The sequence below is a fragment of the Gluconobacter kondonii genome (assembly GCF_002723995.1).
GTDB classification, from domain to species: domain Bacteria; phylum Pseudomonadota; class Alphaproteobacteria; order Acetobacterales; family Acetobacteraceae; genus Gluconobacter; species Gluconobacter kondonii.
This window is the reverse complement of the sequence record NZ_BEWP01000003.1, coordinates 239774-255941: the sequence shown is the minus strand read 5'-3', so window position 1 is coordinate 255941 and position 16168 is coordinate 239774. Positions and strand designations below refer to the sequence as shown.

Sequence of the window (16168 nt, the reverse complement as noted above, 5' to 3'; positions counted from 1 at the left end):
GAGGCGGGACATATTCTTCCACAGGATCTTTTTTGACATGACTGACACCGCACGCAAGCGTCCCTCCGGGCGTGCGCCGGACGAAAACCGCATTGTTTCAATCGAAACGGGCTTTGCCCGCCATGCCGAAGGCTCCGCGCTCATCCGCGTGGGCGGCACGGAAGTCCTGTGCACGGCCACGGTCGAGGAGCGTGTTCCGGCGTTCCTGCGCAACAGGGGACAGGGCTGGATCACGGCCGAATACGGAATGCTCCCCCGGGCGACCCACAATCGCGGCCAGCGCGAGGCGGCCAAAGGCAAACAGTCCGGCCGCACGCAGGAAATCCAGCGGCTGATCGCCCGGTCGCTCCGGGCCTGTGTGGATCTGAAAAAACTGGGAGAGCGGACCATCACGCTCGACTGCGACGTCCTGAACGCGGATGGCGGTACGCGCTGCGCCTCCATCACGGGCGCCTGGGTGGCACTGGCGATCGCGCTGAAGACAATCAAGCGCTCACAGGCCCTCACGGCTCAGGTCGCAGCAGTCTCGTGCGGGCTGACGGATGCCGGAGCCGTTCTGGATCTGGACTATATTGAAGACAGCAGCGCGCAGGCCGATACGAATTTCGTCCTGACAGCGGATGGTGGCATCATCGAAATTCAGGGGACCGCCGAGGACAAGCCATTTCAGGAGAGCGAATTTTTTGAACTCCTCCGACTGGCGAAGCTCGGCACGAACCGACTGTTCGACGCCCAGAATCACGTCCTGGAGACTGCATGATGCGGACACTGTCCCGAGGCTCAAAAATCGTTCTGGCCAGCCATAATGCCGGCAAGCTGCGCGAATTTTCCACCCTGCTGGCCGAGAGCGGGATCACCGTCATCTCGGCCGCCGAACTGAACCTCCCGGAACCCGAAGAGACGGAAGAGACCTTCACCGGCAACGCCGCCATCAAGGCTCTGGCCGCGGCCCGAGCATCAGGGCTGCCCGCGCTGGCCGATGATTCCGGTTTCTGCGTCGCGGCGCTGGACAATCGTCCCGGCGTCTATTCCGCGCGCTGGGGCGGCCCGACCAAAGACATGCAGATCGCAATGGACCGCGTGCATCAGGAAATGGGCGACAGCGCCGATCACCGGGCCTTTTTCGTCGCGGCCCTGTGTCTGGCATGGCCGGATGGCGAAACGCGGACCGTACAGGGCAAATGTCACGGCACGGTCGTCTGGCCCCCACGGGGCGATCATGGACACGGTTATGATCCGATGTTCGTGCCGGAAGGCGGAAACCGGACCTTTGCGGAAATGACGGAGACGGAGAAAAATGCCATCAGTCATCGCGGCCGGGCGCTGGAGCAATTCCTGAAGAATTTCATCGCCTAATGACTGGAAAAAACCCGGCCTTTCCAAAAGAAAATTCCGGGTTTTCATTCCTTTCAAAAACAGTTCTTTGAAAACAGAAACATAGAATTATTTATTACATGGAAATAAAAAATTACCCCAATTTTTTTGATCCATGTTACCCTGACCGGACCTGAAACAAAAAAGGGATCGTCATGGGGAATGTGACAGCACTGTTTGCGGATGCATTTATATTTGTCCTCGTTCCGTGGGGACTGTGGCAACTGCTCAGGCGTTCCATTCCCATTGCCATCCTGCCCATTCTGGTGGGCATTGTTCTGGCGGTCCTGCATTTTCCAGCGTCAAAAGTCGGTATTCCCTCGCTTTACGGCGATTATATCGGCTGGCTGGCCGTTCTGGTTCTGGCGTTCACCGCCGGACTGGAGATGTGGCAGAACCCGACCCATTCTCCCGAAGCCGAAAACCTCCCCTCCCCGACGCTGGGTCGCCTGCTGGGCGGAGCGCTCGTGGCGCTGGGCGTTCCGTTCGTCATCGGGACCATTCTGGTCAAACTGTTCTTCCTGCCACTGCATGGCTGGCAGGCCCCGCATGGCAATAGCTGGATCGGCGCCATGTCGATCGGGCTGTGCATTTCCGTCAGTGCGCTGCCAGTCCTGATCGGGATCGTGCGCGAACTGGAGCCCGTATATCGCCCCGTCGGACAGCTTGCCCTCAAACTCGCGGTCGTGGACGATGCGGCCCTCTGGATCGGACTGGCCATCCTCCAGTTCGCGGCACGCGGAACCGAGGCGCTGCATGGCTGGACCGGATTTGAAGGACTGGCCGTCCTGCTTCTGGTCGGCATGGCGCTCCTGAGCAGTTGGGCCACGCGGAACCTGAAAAACCCGCCGATCTGGATCATCTGGGCCGCTGTTCCAGCCTATCTGGCCGCAGGATCATGGGCGAGCCACGAACTGGGGCTGCACGAACTGATCGGCGCCTATTTCGCAGGTGCGCTCATGCCGCCACGCTGGGTCCGTCGGCTGCCGGTCGAGGCGGTGGGGACATTCTCGCTGATCTGGCTGGCCCCGATGTTCTTTGGCCATAGCGGATTGCGGATCGACGGCGACGCCCTGACATGGCCATCCGTTCTGGCCTCCCTGCTGCTGGTTGTCATTGCGATCGTCACGAAGATCCTTGCTGTCTGGATTTTCCCGCCCGCTCCGGGCCTGACGAACCGTCAGGCGCTGGGCATCGGCTCCCTGTTGCAGTGCAAGGGACTGATGGAAATTGTGGCGGCGACCATCCTGCACGCGCATGGCATGATTTCGGAATTTGCCTTCGCCTCACTGATGGTTTTGGCCGTTATTTCCACGACGCTGACCGGACCGATGTTCCGGCTCGTCTCGGGACGTTCGCGCCCCGAGATCGTAGCATAATCAGTCCTTCGAACGGACGGGGCCGTGGCTGACAAGCCCGCCCCGCTGCCAGACCTGATCAATCTGGTCCACGGCGGCGATGTTTTCATCCGCATTGCCGTCCACAACCAGAAGATCCGCCCGGCGGCCCGGAGCAATCACGCCCCGGTCTGACAGATGCAGCAGCGCCGCGGCATTGCCCGTGGCCAGACTGATGGCCTGCACGGGCGACAGCCCGGCCTGCACCGTCAGATACAACTCACGATGCTCGGCAAAGCCAGGAATACGGGTTGGTGCGGCCCCGGAATCCGTCCCAAAACCAACCTTCACCCCCGCCCGATACAGAACGGCGAGGTTCTTCTGATTCACCGACAGCGCGTAATGCGAGGCCTTGGTCAGAGGCTTGGCCAGTATCTCCGCGCGCCATTTCGGGTCCGTGAACTGGCGGCGCAGGGCCGGGTCCATACCCGCCAGAACGAACGGATTGGAGAGCAGCTCCGGCTGTTCGGCATAGAGATAATTCGCCTCGTCCAGATCCAGCGTCGCAATATACCATGTGCCCTGACGGAGCATCGCCGCGATCAGATCATGATCCACCGGCTGGTCCCGCACGCCATGCGCAAGAATATCGGCTTTTGCAGCCACGATGGCCTTGGCGACGGCGAGATCGTGGATATGGACCGCAACCCGCGTGTCATGCCGATGCGCTTCGTCGATGACGGCCTCATAGATGGCGGGCGGCAGCATGGGATAGGTCTTGCCGTCCGGGACGTCATTGCGGAAGTCGTCCACCCAGAGCTTCACCAGATCCGTGTGTTCCGCAATCATCTGGTCCACGTCCTTGCGCGCCTCTTCCGGCGTCGTCGGACGGAAGACCTGATCGGGACCAACGCCCTTGACCATGGCGGCTGGCGGCACACCATCCGGCGCACCAATCCCCTGATCCACGCCATACAGATCCGCCCCCGGATTGCGGCCCTCATGCTGTTCCTGACGCAGCGTATCGAACAGCGGAGAACGGTTCAGGCCCAGCGCCGTGACAGTCAGGACGCCATAATCGGAATACTGCTTCATGGCGGCGAGAATATTGGCGCGGGTATAGTTGTCGCGGCTGGCCCCCGTACCTTTCACGAGGCCGACATGAACATGGTCGCTGATGAGAGCGGGCATCAGCGTCTTGCCCGTCAGATCCACATGCCGCGCATCGGCGGGAGCCGGGATGCCGACCGAAAGAATCACACCATTGTCGATGACCACCGTGGCGTCCGGCTGCGCCGAGGCTCCGGTTCCATCAATCAGCCGCGCATGCTCGAACGCGACCGGTTCAGCCAGCGCATTTCCGACACTGAAAGCGGCAGGCGTTGCGAGCAGCAGGGCGGTGAAGACGAAACGGATGGTCATGCGGCGGTCTCCTGTATAGCTCCCGCCGAGCTTCTTTATCGGGCATCCTGTGATCCGGGCGGAAACGTGCATGAAGGACGAAACGCCCCCAGACCGGGAAAGATGCCGACTTTCCCGTCCGGCCTCAGCCCTCCAGCGACTGAAGCTCGAACAGGCGGCGGTAGATCCCGCCCTCGCGCGTGATCAGTTCGGCGTGCGTTCCGTCTTCTTTCAGCGCGCCCTGACTGAACACGAGAATGCGGTCCAGTTCCATAACGGTCGAAAGACGATGCGCCACGACGATGACGGTCCGGTTCTGCATCAGGCGACGCATCGCGTCCTGCACAAGGGATTCGGACTCGGAATCGAGACTGGATGTCGCTTCGTCGAAAATCAGAATGGGCGCATCGGCCAGAAAGGCGCGGGCGATGGCAACACGCTGGCGCTCACCGCCCGAAAGCTTCACGCCGCGCTCTCCGACCATGGTTTCGTAACCCTCGGGCAGCCGCTCGATGAACGGCGCTGCGTTGGCCAGACGGGCGGCGTCTTCGATCTCGGCGCGGCTCGCATCGGGGCGCGCATAGGCGATGTTTTCCGCAAGCGTGCGATGAAACAGCACCGGTTCCTGCGGAACGATGGCGATATGCGAACGCAGGGAATCCTGCGTCACATGCGCGATATCCTGCCCGTCCACCACAATCCGCCCGCCATTCACGTCATAAAGGCGCTGAAGCAGCTTGGTCAGGGTCGTCTTACCCGATCCGCTCGGCCCGACAAGCGCCACGCGGGAGCCCGGCGCGATGTCAATGCTCAGGTCGTGGTAAAGCGGTTTAGCCTGCCCCGGATACTGGAAGTCCACATGCTCGAAGTGGATCGCCCCTGTTGTGAAACGGGCCGTCTGGGCATCGTTTGCATCCTGAATGGCGGGATCGCGGCGGAAAATCGCCACGAGTTCCTCCATTTCATTGACCGAACGCTGCACCTGACTGACCTGCTGCCCCAGATCGCGCAGATACCCCTGCACGAGGAACATCATGGTCAGAACATAAGCCACATCCCCCGGACCAGCGTTCCCTCCCCACCACAGCCAGACAGCCAGCCCGATCAGCAGCATCCGCATGGCAAGCGAGGCCAGAGCCTGAAGATTGGCGCTATTCGTGCCCCGGACCCATGTCGTCAGTGTGCGCTGACGCCAGCCCCGGATGATGCTGTCGAGCCGGTCGTCCTCGCGGTTTTCCGCACCGAATGCCTTAACGACCGGATTGCAGGTCACGGCATCCGCCATGGCCGCACCCATTTTCGTGTCCCATTCATTGGACGCGCGGGCGGTCGGCGCGACATAGCGCAAGGTCAGCAGGATGGAGAGCATAGCGAACAGCACCACCGAAACCGCCAGAACCGACCCCATCAGCGGCGAGCGGACCATAAGAACCGCCGTCGTCCCACCCAGAACCAGCACTTCCGGCGCGATCAGAAGCAGGAGCGTATCGTCCAGCGTATCAATCGCCCAGATCCCACGCGTCAGCTTGCGGACGGTCGAACCCGCGAAGTTGTTGGCATGCCAATCCGTCGAGAACCGCTGCACCCGATCGAACGCCTGATTGGCAACGCGGTGCATGATGGCAAGCGTGAGATGCGAAATCCCGATGAAGGAGGAGCGGCGGCCGAACAGCCCCACCAGCCCCAGCACGATCAGCCCCGCGACCATCAGTCCCGCATCATCGCGCAGATGCAGCAGTTCCGAAGTTTTCTCCACAGCCGGGCCAGCGGCATGGCGGGAAATATCCTCCACCAGACGGCCTGCGAGAACCGGCGTGCAGACATCGGCCAGCGTGGCGAGGGCAACGCCGCCGAGGGTCTTGGCCAGCAGAAGAGGATGATCACACCAGCGGCTACAGACGAAAGACAGGACGTCCGTGAAGGACACTTCCTGCTTGCGGCCCTCCTGTTGCTGGCGACTCATGGGAAGAGGGGTATCGGAAACGGTATCAGGCACAGGGCGCTCCGCCGTCTGCCGGTCTGCGATGTCATGCAGAACCGGCCACGGTGTAATGGCATGGGGTGTGATGGCATGGAGTTTTCAGAACTTTGCCGTATCTTGCTGTGTGTCTGGACCAGACGCAACACACCCCCGGCAACACACCCTCTTGGAGTGCCCGTCATGACCGATGCCCCCGCAACCGCCAAGCGGGCCATGAGCAAGGCGGCCGCCAAAGCCTTCATCACGGCACTGGCCGAAGCCAATCCCGATGCGGAAAGCGAACTGGTGTTCCGCAATCCGTTCGAACTTCTGGTAAGCGTCGTGCTCTCAGCACAAGCGACGGACAAATCCGTCAACAAAGCGACCAAAGGCCTGTTCGAGGAAGCCCCCGACCCAACCTCCATGGCAGCCATCGGCGAAGAGGGCATTGCGCGACACATCCGCACCATCGGCCTGTGGCGGGCGAAAGCGCATAACGTGGACCTGCTCTGCCATCAGTTGCTGGAGCGTCACGGCGGACAGGTCCCCTCCGACCGTGCTTCGCTCGAAGCGCTGGCCGGTGTGGGGCGCAAGACGGCGAATGTCGTGATGAATGTCGCATTCGGCGCGGATACGATGGCAGTCGATACCCACATCTTCCGCATCGGTAACCGCACCGGTCTGGCCCCCGGCAAAACCGTGCGACAGGTCGAGGACGGGCTGGTCGCCCGTATCCCGAAAGACATGCTCCGCCCGGCGCATCACTGGCTGATCCTGCACGGGCGCTATGTCTGCAAGGCCCGCGCGCCCGAATGCTGGCGCTGCCCAGCCACAACATGGTGCCTGTATCCGGACAAACGCATGGCGGCCCCGCCCGCACGGAAAACAGCCACAGCCTGAAAATTCAGGCCTTACTCGGACTGAGCCAGCGGCAGGTTCGGCATGCCGTGCCAACCCACGGGCGGCACCCAGAGTCGGTTTCCACGCCAGCTCCGATCCGAAACAATCGTGAGGGCACGTCCGGCCAACACGGCATAAGCCCCGTCGCGCCAGACCGAAAACCGGTCAATAAACGGCACATCCGCACAGCCTTTGCGAGCGGGAGAGGCGCTGATGAACAGGCTCACCCCGTCACATTGCTGCACCGTCGGGAGATGAGCACCGTCCGATAAATCATGCGGACGCAGCAGCACAGTCTGCGCGCCAATGCTGATCCGGCACAGACCCGCCAGACAGTCCGGCGGCAGCGGCGCCACCGGAAGCGCCAGAGCCTGTTTCCAGTCTTCCAGCGTGCGCCGTTCCAGACCGGAATGCGGACCAACCAGAAACACATCCGAGCGATGCACCGCCATCAGCCCCGCATCCGCCGACACGAAAATATCAGGCTTCGGGGCCAGCCAGATCGACGCCACCCCGATCACCACCGGGAGCAGACCGGCAAGAGCAATCCGGCCTTTCCACAGACACAGGAAGCAGAGCCCAAGCATCACAAGCAGCAGCCCCCAGCCCGGCATGGCCGGAACAGGCTGATGCGCCATCGGAAACGCCGCCACCCGCTCCGCCAGCGCCTGTACGATGCGGATGCCCACACCCATGAGTTTCAGAAACGGCGCTTCGGCATGAAACGGCATGGCAACAAGCGCCAGAAGCCCAACCGGCATGATCCAGACAGCCGCCAGCGGCACGGCCGCAAGATTGGCCAGCACAAACCACGGCTGAAACGCCCCGAAATGCGCCATGCTGACGGGCAACGTCGCCAACCCGGCGAGAAGGCTCGTCAGCGTCAGGGCCGCGCCATAAGACGCGGCAACCCGATACCACTGCCCTTCCCCGCGCAGACGCATGAGCGGTTCGCGCAGTGCGCCATAGCCCGCAATCAGCCCCATCACGGCGGCGAAAGACATCTGGAACGACACATCCACAACCGAAACCGGCGAAACCAGCAGGATCAGCAGCGCCACGATGGACAAAGACCGCATGGACAGAACGCGCCGCCCGGTCACGATGGCCAGCGTCACGAGGCTCGCCATGCCCAGCGCCCGCAGGCTGGGTAGATGCGCGCCCGTCAACAGCACATAGCCCGCCCCGGCCAGCAGCCCGCAAACGGCGGCGATCTGCCGACAGGGCAAGCGCAGAGCAACATATTCAATCGATGCCAGACCACAGCGCAACGTCACGATCACAGCCGCCATCACAAGCCCCAGATGCAGCCCTGCAACGGCCAGAAGATGCGCCAGCCCGGATGCGGAAAATGCTTCCCGCGTCTGCTGGTCAATGCCCCCGGCTTCACCGGCCAGAAGCGTGGCCGCAATGGCTGCGGTCTGGTCAGGCAGCACAGCCGCAGTGCGGAACGCAACAGACTCGCGCAAACTCTCGATCCATGAAACCCGGACCGCTGCGCCTGAAAGACTAACCGGCCCCAGCGCATAACCGCTTCCCGCCAGTCCCGAAAACCATGCCTCGCGCTGAAGATCGCGTCCGCCGGGCCATGACGGCGGTGGCGGCGGTCGCAACATAGCACGCAGGCTGATCGTGCTTCCCGGCTCGGGCAACAGATCGTCATCGTCCCGCAGGCGAATATGCAACGTGCGCCGTAACGGTGCCATTCCGGCATCGACGGGCGTGTCGAACACGGCATCGGCCAGAGTGATGCGATGCCCATCATCTTCGTCATCATTCCGGGGCGGCAGGATTTCCAGCGACTGTACGCGGCCCGTCAGAACGGTGGCATGGGTCGGCAACACCGGCATGGGCGGCTGCATCCGGGCCTGAAAAACCAGATCACCAAAACCGGTTGCAAAAGCAAGCAGCGTAAACCCCAGCAAACGCGGAAACAGCCGCTGCCAGCCCCACCGGAGACACGCCGCCCCTGACAGACCCATCAGAAGGGTGCCAAACACAACAGATACTATGGAAGGCTCAAACGGCAGGGCGAGATAGAACACGGCCCCGAGCCCGACCGCGACCGGAAGCCAGCAGATCATCTGACGGCGCGGATCGAGGTCCGGGACGGAAAGGGGTTCTGTCTTCACAAACAGAACCGTAACGGATTTTTCCGCAGGACGCGCCTCCCCGATTAAGGTCAGCACCTCCTGCGGCCCAATCTATTGAGGAAGATGCAGTACCTGTTTCAGACCCGCAGCATCCCGCTCAAGCTCGAACCCGGCACTTCCCGGCTGAAACAACCTTGCGGTCGCAAGATTGCCGGTCACGACAGGGTCGAATCCGGCCGCCTTCACCAGCATCGTCACCTGCGACACGGCCTGCGCATCATCCCCCGCCACCGGAACCGCCAGAAGCGGCGAAGCGCGATGCGCCTCGGAACGCAGCGTGGTCATGTCGATGGAATTAAACGCCCGCACCACATGCGCCGAAGGGAAGTAACGCTGTGTCGTCACCCCTGCCCCGTCCCGCTGCGCCGTATCCGCAATCGCCCCATCCCGCCAGGGATAGGGATTGGACGGATCAAGCACGACCTTGTCCAACAACGTCCGGCTGAGCTGCGGGCCGAGCTGCGGAATAGCGCCATAGGGGACGGCCAGCACCACCACATCGCCATAAGCCGCCGCCTGCGCCGGGGTTCCGGCCGTGGCGAGCGGGCCCAGAGAGGTGGCCAGAGACTGCGCCTCGCTCAGGGAGCGCGACGACACCATGACGGGATAACCCGCATGAACCCAGAGCTCCGCTAGCGTCGTACCGACATGACCTGTGCCGATAATGCCGATCCGCATTTTCTGGCTCGTCGCCTCGACCGCACTGGCGCTGCTGACCGTGGCCAGCCCCGCGAGCGCTGCAAGGAACGGACGGCGCCTGAGAGGAAAACCCGTCATGATGGGTGCCATTCCCGGGCGAGAACACCTGCGGCACCCTGAACCGGATCGGTTTTCGGGAAGGGCAGGCCGTGAATACGGGCACTCTGCTCCGCCGTGGGGGCGGCGCGAAGGATGTCGAAAGACTGGTTGGGCGGATAGGCGCCGATAACGGTGAACTCCGTATCCGATCCGAGATTGCAGTGCCCCGTTCCGGCCGGAAGCACGGCAATATCGCCACCGCGCACCTCGACCGTCCGGGCGTTCGGCCCTCCCAGCATCAGGCGTGCGGAACCATTGGAAAAGCCGAGAACTTCATGGCCAAGGCTGTGATAGTGATGAAACGGATAGACACCGTTGCGCCACTGCGGCGGCCAGCCGTTCCGGCTGAACAGGTCTTCATACACCGTCTCGCGATCCGGCCCGGCTTCGAGCGCATTGCGATAGACGATGACAGGAAGTTCCGGATTGTTCGGAACCCAGTCATTGGCGCGCAGCGTAAAGACATCCACACGGGAGGTCGTGGCGCTGGCGTGATGGATCTTCCCCTCTCCGAAGGTCAGACCCAGCCCTGCCAGCAGGGCATTAAAATCGCGTCTGTTCATTGGAAAGGCACCACCCGGACTATTGAACGTCACAATAGGCCGCTTCGGGAGGCCGCTGGAAATCACACACGCTTGAAGAACCTTAGCTTTTTGTAAAGCGCAGGCTCGTGACGGAGCGCCGCACCCCCGCTGGCGCAGGCGGATGGAAGCGCGGGTCAGAGCATGATATGACGGCGGCATGACCATCCGTACGCGATTTGCCCCCTCCCCGACGGGTCTGCTGCATGTCGGCAACGCCCGCGCCGCCCTGTTCAATTTCCTCTTTGCCCGTCATCACGGCGGCGAATTCCTCCTGAGGATCGAGGATACCGACAAGGAACGCTCCACCCAAAAAGCCGTGGACGTAATCTTTGACGGTCTGGCCTGGATGGGAATCGAGGCGGATGCGGAACCGGTTTTCCAGTCCGCGCGGCAGGATCGCCATACGGAAGTGGCGCTTGAGCTTCTGGAAAAGGGTCAGGCCTACAAGTGCTTCTGCACCCCCGAAGAACTGACCGCCATGCGTGAGAAGGCCATGGCCGAGAAGCGCCCGCCCCGTTACGATGGCACCTGGCGGGACCGCGATCCGTCCGAAGCACCCGCCGGTGCGCCCTATGTCGTGCGTCTGAAGGCCCCGCGTGACGGCGAGACGATCATCAAGGATCTGGTGCAGGGCGAAGTCCGGGTCGCAAATTCCGAAATGGACGACCTGATCCTGCTGCGCTCGGACGGCACACCGACCTATCTGCATGCCGTGGTCGTCGACGATCACGATATGGACATCACCCATGTCATGCGCGGTGACGACCATCTGACAAACACATTCCGTCAGGCCATGATCTACCGCGCCATGGGCTGGAACCTGCCGCATTTCGCGCATCTGCCGCTGATCCACGGGCCGGACGGCGCCAAGCTGTCCAAGCGACATGGCGCACAGTCGGTCGTGGATTTCCGCGAGGAAGGCTATCTGCCGGAAGCCCTGTGCAACTACCTGCTGCGTCTGGGCTGGGGTCATGGCGATGCCGAAGTCCTGTCCCGCGAAGAGCAGATCAAGCTGTTCGATCTGGATGGCGTTGGCCGCTCCCCGTCCCGCATGGATTACGTCAAGCTGGCGCATCTGAACGGAATCTGGATGCGTGTGGCTGACGATGCACGTCTGACGGATGACGTTATGCAGCGCCTTGCAGGCCGCGAGGGCGTTGTGACGGATGACAAGACCCGCGCGCGCATCCTTGCGATGATGCCAGGCCTCAAGGAGCGTGCAAAGACGCTCGTAGAACTGGCGGACAATGCTGCTTTCGCAGGCTTCACCCTGCCCCTGACCTTCACGCCCAAGGCCGAGAAGCTGCTAGGCGAGGACGGACGCACCGTTCTGCAGGGCGTCGGCAAGGATTTGGCCGCGCTTGCGGACTTCACGCCCGAAACCGTCGACGCAACGCTGCGCGCCTATGCTGAAAAACACGAGATCAAGCTCGGCTCCGTGGCCCAGCCGCTGCGCGCGGCCATGACGGGCTCCACGACGTCTCCGGGCATTGATCTGACGCTCGCTGCGCTGGGACAGGACGAAGTTCTGGCCCGCATTGCAGCCGTTCTCGCCTCTGCGTCCAACGATGGCTGAGCGGCCCTCCGTCCCCCGGCATCTCCTGGGAATCGAGGGGCTGTCGGCCGAACAGCTCGTGCCGTTCCTCGATCTGGCGGAGAGCTATGCGCTGCTGAGCCGTTCGCGCTCCGCGCCGCGTGATGCGCTGCGGGGGCGGACGGTCATCAACCTGTTCTACGAAGACAGCACCCGCACCCGCACGAGTTTCGAACTTGCGGGCAAGCGGCTTGGAGCGGACGTCATCAACATGTCCGTCGCCACAAGTTCGGTGAACAAGGGCGAGACGCTTCTGGATACGGCGGCGACGCTGAACGCCATGCGCTGTGACCTGCTGGTCATCCGGCACGCACAGTCCGGCGCCCCGGCTCTGCTGTCGCAGAAAGTCGAGGCCAGCGTCGTCAATGCCGGCGACGGCACGCATGAACATCCGACACAGGCGCTGCTAGATGCCCTGACCATCCGCCGGCATTTCGGCCACCTTGAGGGCCTCACGGTCGCCATCTGCGGCGATGTCGGGCACAGCCGGGTAGCGCGCTCCAACATCCATCTGCTGACGGCATTCGGAAACCGGGTGCGGCTGGTCGGCCCGCCGACGCTGCTGCCGAGGGCCATGGCTGAGCTCGGCAATGTCGAGCTATATTCGGACATGGACAAGGCGCTGGATGGCGCGGATGTCGTCATGTCCCTGCGCCTTCAGAAGGAGCGCATGGGGGCAGGTCTGGTGCCGAGCGCGCGGGAATATTTCCATTTCTTTGGGCTGGACCGCCGTCGTCTTGCACTGGCCAAACCCGGCGCGCTGGTTATGCATCCGGGACCGATGAACCGTGGCGTCGAAATCGCCTCGGACGTGGCGGATTCGGATCAGAGCGTGATTTCCGAACAGGTTGAAATGGGCGTGGCTGTGCGGATGGCGGTTCTGGACCGTCTGTCCCGGGCACGGATGCCGGTATGACTGATATCGTTTTTGAAAATGTCCGACTGATCGATCCGGCTTCGGGCCGGGACGAAATCGGACGACTTGTGGTACATCAGGGCAAGATCGTCGCCTGCGAAGACGGGTCGGTCCCTGAAGGCGCGCGGGTGATTGATGGCGCCGGAGCCGTGCTGTGTCCCGGTCTGGTGGACATGCGCGTGGCCCTCGGAGAGCCAGGTTCGGAATACCGCGAGAGCGTGTCTTCCGGGGCACGGGCTGCCGTCGCGGGTGGCATTACCACCATGGCGGTCCTGCCCAACACCTCCCCCCCGATCGACAATCCGGCCCTCGTGCATCTGCTGCGGGTCCGGGGCGAAGAGACGGGCATGGTCTCGATCCATCCTTACGGCGCGCTGACGCGCGGCTGCGAGGGCGGCGAAATGGCCGAACTCGGGCTGCTCCGCAACGCCGGAGCCGTGGCGTTCACGGATGGAACCCGCGCAATTTCGGACGCCAAGCAGATGCGCAACCTGCTGTCCTATTCGCGCTTCCTCGACGCCATCGTGGTGCAGCATCCGGAAGATCCGTCTTTGGCCAAAGGGGCCTGTGCCACGGCCGGAGCACGCGCGGTGCGGATGGGCCTGCCGCAGGTTCCGGCGGAAGCCGAGGCCATCATGATCGCCCGCGATCTGCGTCTGGCAGCCATGACAGGCGCGCGGCTACATTTCGCCCATGTCTCGACGGCAGAGGGGCTGGACCTGATCCGCGCGGCCAAAAGCCGGGGCGTGCGCGTGACCTGCGATACGGCGCCGCCCTATTTCGCCATGACCGAAGACGATATCGGCGACTTCCGCACCTACGCGAAACTCTCCCCCCCCCTGCGCAACGACGCCGACCGGCAGGCCGTCTGTGCCGCGCTGGCAGACGGAACAATTGACGCTGTAGCCTCCGACCATGCGCCGGCGGACGCGGATGACAAGCGGCTGCCCTTCGCACAGGCCCGCGCTGGCGGCACCGGACTGGTCACGCTGCTGGGCGTCACGCTCGGCGCGGGACTGCCGCTCGTAGATGCGTTGCGTCTCCTGACCTCCGCTCCGGCCGCCCTGCTGGGCCTTGAGGCCGGAACGCTGGCAGTCGGGAGCCATGCCGATCTGTGCCTGTTTGATCCGGAAGGCTCATGGACAGTGGTGGCCGGAGACCTGCCGGGACGCGCGCAGAACACGCCCTTTGACGGTCGGGATCTGAAAGGCCGTGTCCTGCGGACATTCAAGCGCGGCGTGGAAGTTTTCACGGCTGACGGGCTGGCGGAGACACGCGCGTGAGCGGTTTTCAAGCCCAACTCATCCTGCTGTTTCTCGTGTCTTACGTCATCGGAAGCATTCCGTTCGGGCTGCTGCTGACGGCACTTTCCGGCGGCGGCGACATCCGCAAGATCGGTTCGGGCAATATCGGCGCAACCAATGTCCTGCGTACGGGACGACGCGGTCTGGCTGCGGCCACGCTGCTGCTGGATGCGCTCAAAGGAGTTGCGGCGGTCCTGATCGCACGGTTTTTCTTTCCGGGCGCTAGCGACATGACCATGGCCGTGGCGACCGTCGCTGTCGTTATCGGGCACTGCTTTCCGGTCTGGCTCGGCTTCAAGGGGGGCAAGGGCGTTGCGACGGGTCTCGGGACGATCTGGGTTCTGTCCTGGCCAGTGGGGCTGGCCTGCTGCGTGGTGTGGCTGTTGGTCGCACGTCTGAGCCGGATTTCCTCGGCAGGCGCGCTGGCAGCGTTCCTGCTCGCACCGGTACTAATGGTGCTGCTGTCCGGACGCGCGCTGCACTCCCCCATCCCCGTGGCGACGCTCCTCGTCTCGGTGCTGATCTGGGCCCGGCACTGGAGCAATATTGCACGCCTTCTGACGGGACAGGAGCCGCGCGTGAACGTGGATCAGGCGCCCCGTTCCTAAAATTTTAAGCGCCTATTAAGGAATCTGTCTTAAGGAGAAAGACCTTATGACAGATTCCGCAGCCGCCTCTCCCGTCATCTCTGCCGCAGACCGAATCGACATGCTGCGTCTGTCGCAGACGACGGGCGTCGGTCCGATCAACTTTGCGCGACTGATGACCCAGTATGGTAGCGCGGGAGCCGCTCTGGCAGCACTGCCCGGACGCATGCGCAAAGCAGGGCGGCGGGACGACCCTGTCATTCCGTCCGTTTCGCGCATGACGGACGAACTGGAACGTCTTGAAAAACTGGGCGGAAAGCTGCTGATTCGGGGAGATTCGGACTATCCGCTACTCCTGTCCCATGTGCCGGATGCGCCACCGGTACTGTTCGCGCTCGGGGATGTCCGGAAGCTGTCGATGCGGTCTGTAGGGGTGGTAGGTGCGCGCAATGCCTCGGCTGCGGGAATCCGGATTGCAGAGAGCCTTTCGGCCGAAATGGCCCATGCCGGAATCTGCGTGGTTTCCGGGCTGGCGCGGGGTATCGACTCGGCAGCGCACGCCGCCGCACTGTATCCCGGCCTGACGATCGGTGCGATCGCCGGAGGGCTGGATCATGCCTATCCGCCGGAGAATGCATCCCTTCAGCAGCAGATTGCTGAAAAAGGTTGTCTGGTGACGGAAGCATTGCTCGAAACCGCCCCGCAGGCCCGCCATTTCCCGCGACGCAACCGCCTGATCGCCGGGATTTCGTCGGGATGTTTGATCATTGAGGCAGCGCTGGACTCTGGTACGATGATCACGGCGGATCTCGCCCAGTCCTACAACCGCGAGCTTCTGGTCGTGCCAGGTTCGCCGCTCGATCCGCGGTCACGGGGCGGCAATCATCTGCTGAAAACCGGTCAGGCGACCCTGACAGAAAATATCGCCGATATTCTTCAGGCCCTGCCGACGGAGCTTCCAGAACGCGAACCCGCGCCGTGGCAGCGTCCAGCGCGCCACAACCCGCCTTTGACCGGCTTTTCCGAACCTTCGCTCGCATGGGGCGACCTCCCCGACACCGGCTGGATCGACCCCGATCTGGTACAGCAAAGCGTGCGGTCTCTTCTCTCCGTGACGCCTGTAGCAGTTGACGATGTGGTGCGCCGCTGCCAGTTCTCCGTGTCGGCAGTGCTTGCGACGCTGGCCGAGCTTGAGCTTGGCGGGGTCGTGGAGTTTGTGCCCGGCGGACGCGTGGCGTTGCTGCCGAACTGAAGTGACGC

At 63.0% G+C, this 16168-nt stretch carries 14 protein-coding genes; 9 read left to right on the top strand and 5 right to left on the bottom strand.

Annotation, left to right across the window (positions count from 1 at the left end):
• The first annotated feature begins 37 nt into the window (after nucleotides 1-37).
• The 3 genes from rph (at nucleotide 38) to GKO01_RS05215 (ending at nucleotide 2753) form a co-directional block, all read left to right on the top strand.
• Nucleotides 38-760 carry a ribonuclease PH gene (rph, locus tag GKO01_RS05225; protein ID WP_099286069.1) on the top strand — a complete coding sequence of 241 codons (723 nt, stop codon included), beginning with the start codon at nucleotides 38-40 and terminating at the stop codon, nucleotides 758-760.
• Nucleotides 760-1356 (top strand): RdgB/HAM1 family non-canonical purine NTP pyrophosphatase, encoded by a 597-nt coding sequence (gene rdgB, locus GKO01_RS05220; RefSeq protein WP_099286133.1) that lies wholly within the window; start codon nucleotides 760-762, stop codon nucleotides 1354-1356. Before rph ends, rdgB begins: the two co-directional genes overlap by 1 nt.
• 173 nt (nucleotides 1357-1529) lie before the next feature.
• Nucleotides 1530-2753 carry a cation:proton antiporter gene (locus tag GKO01_RS05215; protein ID WP_099286068.1) on the top strand — a complete coding sequence of 408 codons (1224 nt, stop codon included), beginning with the start codon at nucleotides 1530-1532 and terminating at the stop codon, nucleotides 2751-2753.
• Here the strand turns inward: GKO01_RS05215 and GKO01_RS05210 are convergent, their stop codons facing one another.
• Nucleotides 2754-4133: an amidohydrolase family protein gene (locus tag GKO01_RS05210; protein ID WP_099286067.1), complete on the bottom strand. Its 1380-nt coding sequence runs from the start codon at nucleotides 4131-4133 to the stop codon at nucleotides 2754-2756.
• Nucleotides 4134-4257: 124 nt separating this feature from the next.
• A complete protein-coding gene (locus tag GKO01_RS05205) occupies nucleotides 4258-6075 on the bottom strand; it encodes an ABC transporter ATP-binding protein (RefSeq protein ID WP_099286132.1) in 1818 nt (605 codons plus the stop codon).
• Between the two features lie 198 nt (nucleotides 6076-6273).
• Here GKO01_RS05205 and nth point away from each other — a divergent pair, with 198 nt between their 5' ends.
• On the top strand, nucleotides 6274-6972 hold the full coding sequence (gene nth, locus GKO01_RS05200; RefSeq protein WP_174694238.1) for an endonuclease III: 699 nt from the start codon (nucleotides 6274-6276) through the stop codon (nucleotides 6970-6972).
• A gap of 11 nt (nucleotides 6973-6983) precedes the next feature.
• On the opposite strand, the gene GKO01_RS05195 is transcribed toward nth, so the two are convergent.
• Genes GKO01_RS05195 through GKO01_RS05185 form a run of 3 tightly spaced genes read right to left on the bottom strand, consistent with a single transcriptional unit; the run spans nucleotide 6984 to nucleotide 10486 of the window.
• Nucleotides 6984-9161 (bottom strand): ComEC/Rec2 family competence protein, encoded by a 2178-nt coding sequence (locus GKO01_RS05195; protein ID WP_244901337.1) that lies wholly within the window; start codon nucleotides 9159-9161, stop codon nucleotides 6984-6986.
• 15 nt (nucleotides 9162-9176) lie between these two features.
• Nucleotides 9177-9902: an NADPH-dependent F420 reductase gene (locus GKO01_RS05190; RefSeq protein ID WP_099286129.1), complete on the bottom strand. Its 726-nt coding sequence runs from the start codon at nucleotides 9900-9902 to the stop codon at nucleotides 9177-9179.
• Nucleotides 9899-10486 carry a cupin gene (locus GKO01_RS05185; protein ID WP_099286130.1) on the bottom strand — a complete coding sequence of 196 codons (588 nt, stop codon included), beginning with the start codon at nucleotides 10484-10486 and terminating at the stop codon, nucleotides 9899-9901. Before GKO01_RS05185 ends, GKO01_RS05190 begins: the two co-directional genes overlap by 4 nt.
• A 178-nt stretch (nucleotides 10487-10664) precedes the next feature.
• Between GKO01_RS05185 and gltX the strand changes: the two genes are divergently transcribed.
• Genes gltX through dprA form a run of 5 tightly spaced genes read left to right on the top strand, consistent with a single transcriptional unit; the run spans nucleotide 10665 to nucleotide 16160 of the window.
• The gene (gene gltX, locus GKO01_RS05180; protein ID WP_099286065.1) at nucleotides 10665-12083 is read left to right on the top strand and encodes a glutamate--tRNA ligase; all 1419 of its coding nucleotides are present in this window, start codon (nucleotides 10665-10667) and stop codon (nucleotides 12081-12083) included.
• Nucleotides 12076-13017 carry an aspartate carbamoyltransferase catalytic subunit gene (locus GKO01_RS05175; protein WP_099286128.1) on the top strand — a complete coding sequence of 314 codons (942 nt, stop codon included), beginning with the start codon at nucleotides 12076-12078 and terminating at the stop codon, nucleotides 13015-13017. Before gltX ends, GKO01_RS05175 begins: the two co-directional genes overlap by 8 nt.
• Nucleotides 13014-14300 (top strand): dihydroorotase, encoded by a 1287-nt coding sequence (locus GKO01_RS05170; protein WP_099286064.1) that lies wholly within the window; start codon nucleotides 13014-13016, stop codon nucleotides 14298-14300. Before GKO01_RS05175 ends, GKO01_RS05170 begins: the two co-directional genes overlap by 4 nt.
• Nucleotides 14297-14929, top strand: coding sequence for a glycerol-3-phosphate 1-O-acyltransferase PlsY (gene plsY / locus GKO01_RS05165; protein WP_099286063.1), 633 nt, complete (start codon nucleotides 14297-14299; stop codon nucleotides 14927-14929). The genes GKO01_RS05170 and plsY overlap by 4 nt, the downstream gene beginning before the upstream one ends.
• Nucleotides 14930-14975: 46 nt before the next feature.
• Entirely contained in the window at nucleotides 14976-16160 is a 1185-nt protein-coding gene (gene dprA, locus GKO01_RS05160; protein WP_099286062.1) for a DNA-processing protein DprA, read from the top strand.
• Nucleotides 16161-16168 lie beyond the last annotated feature (8 nt).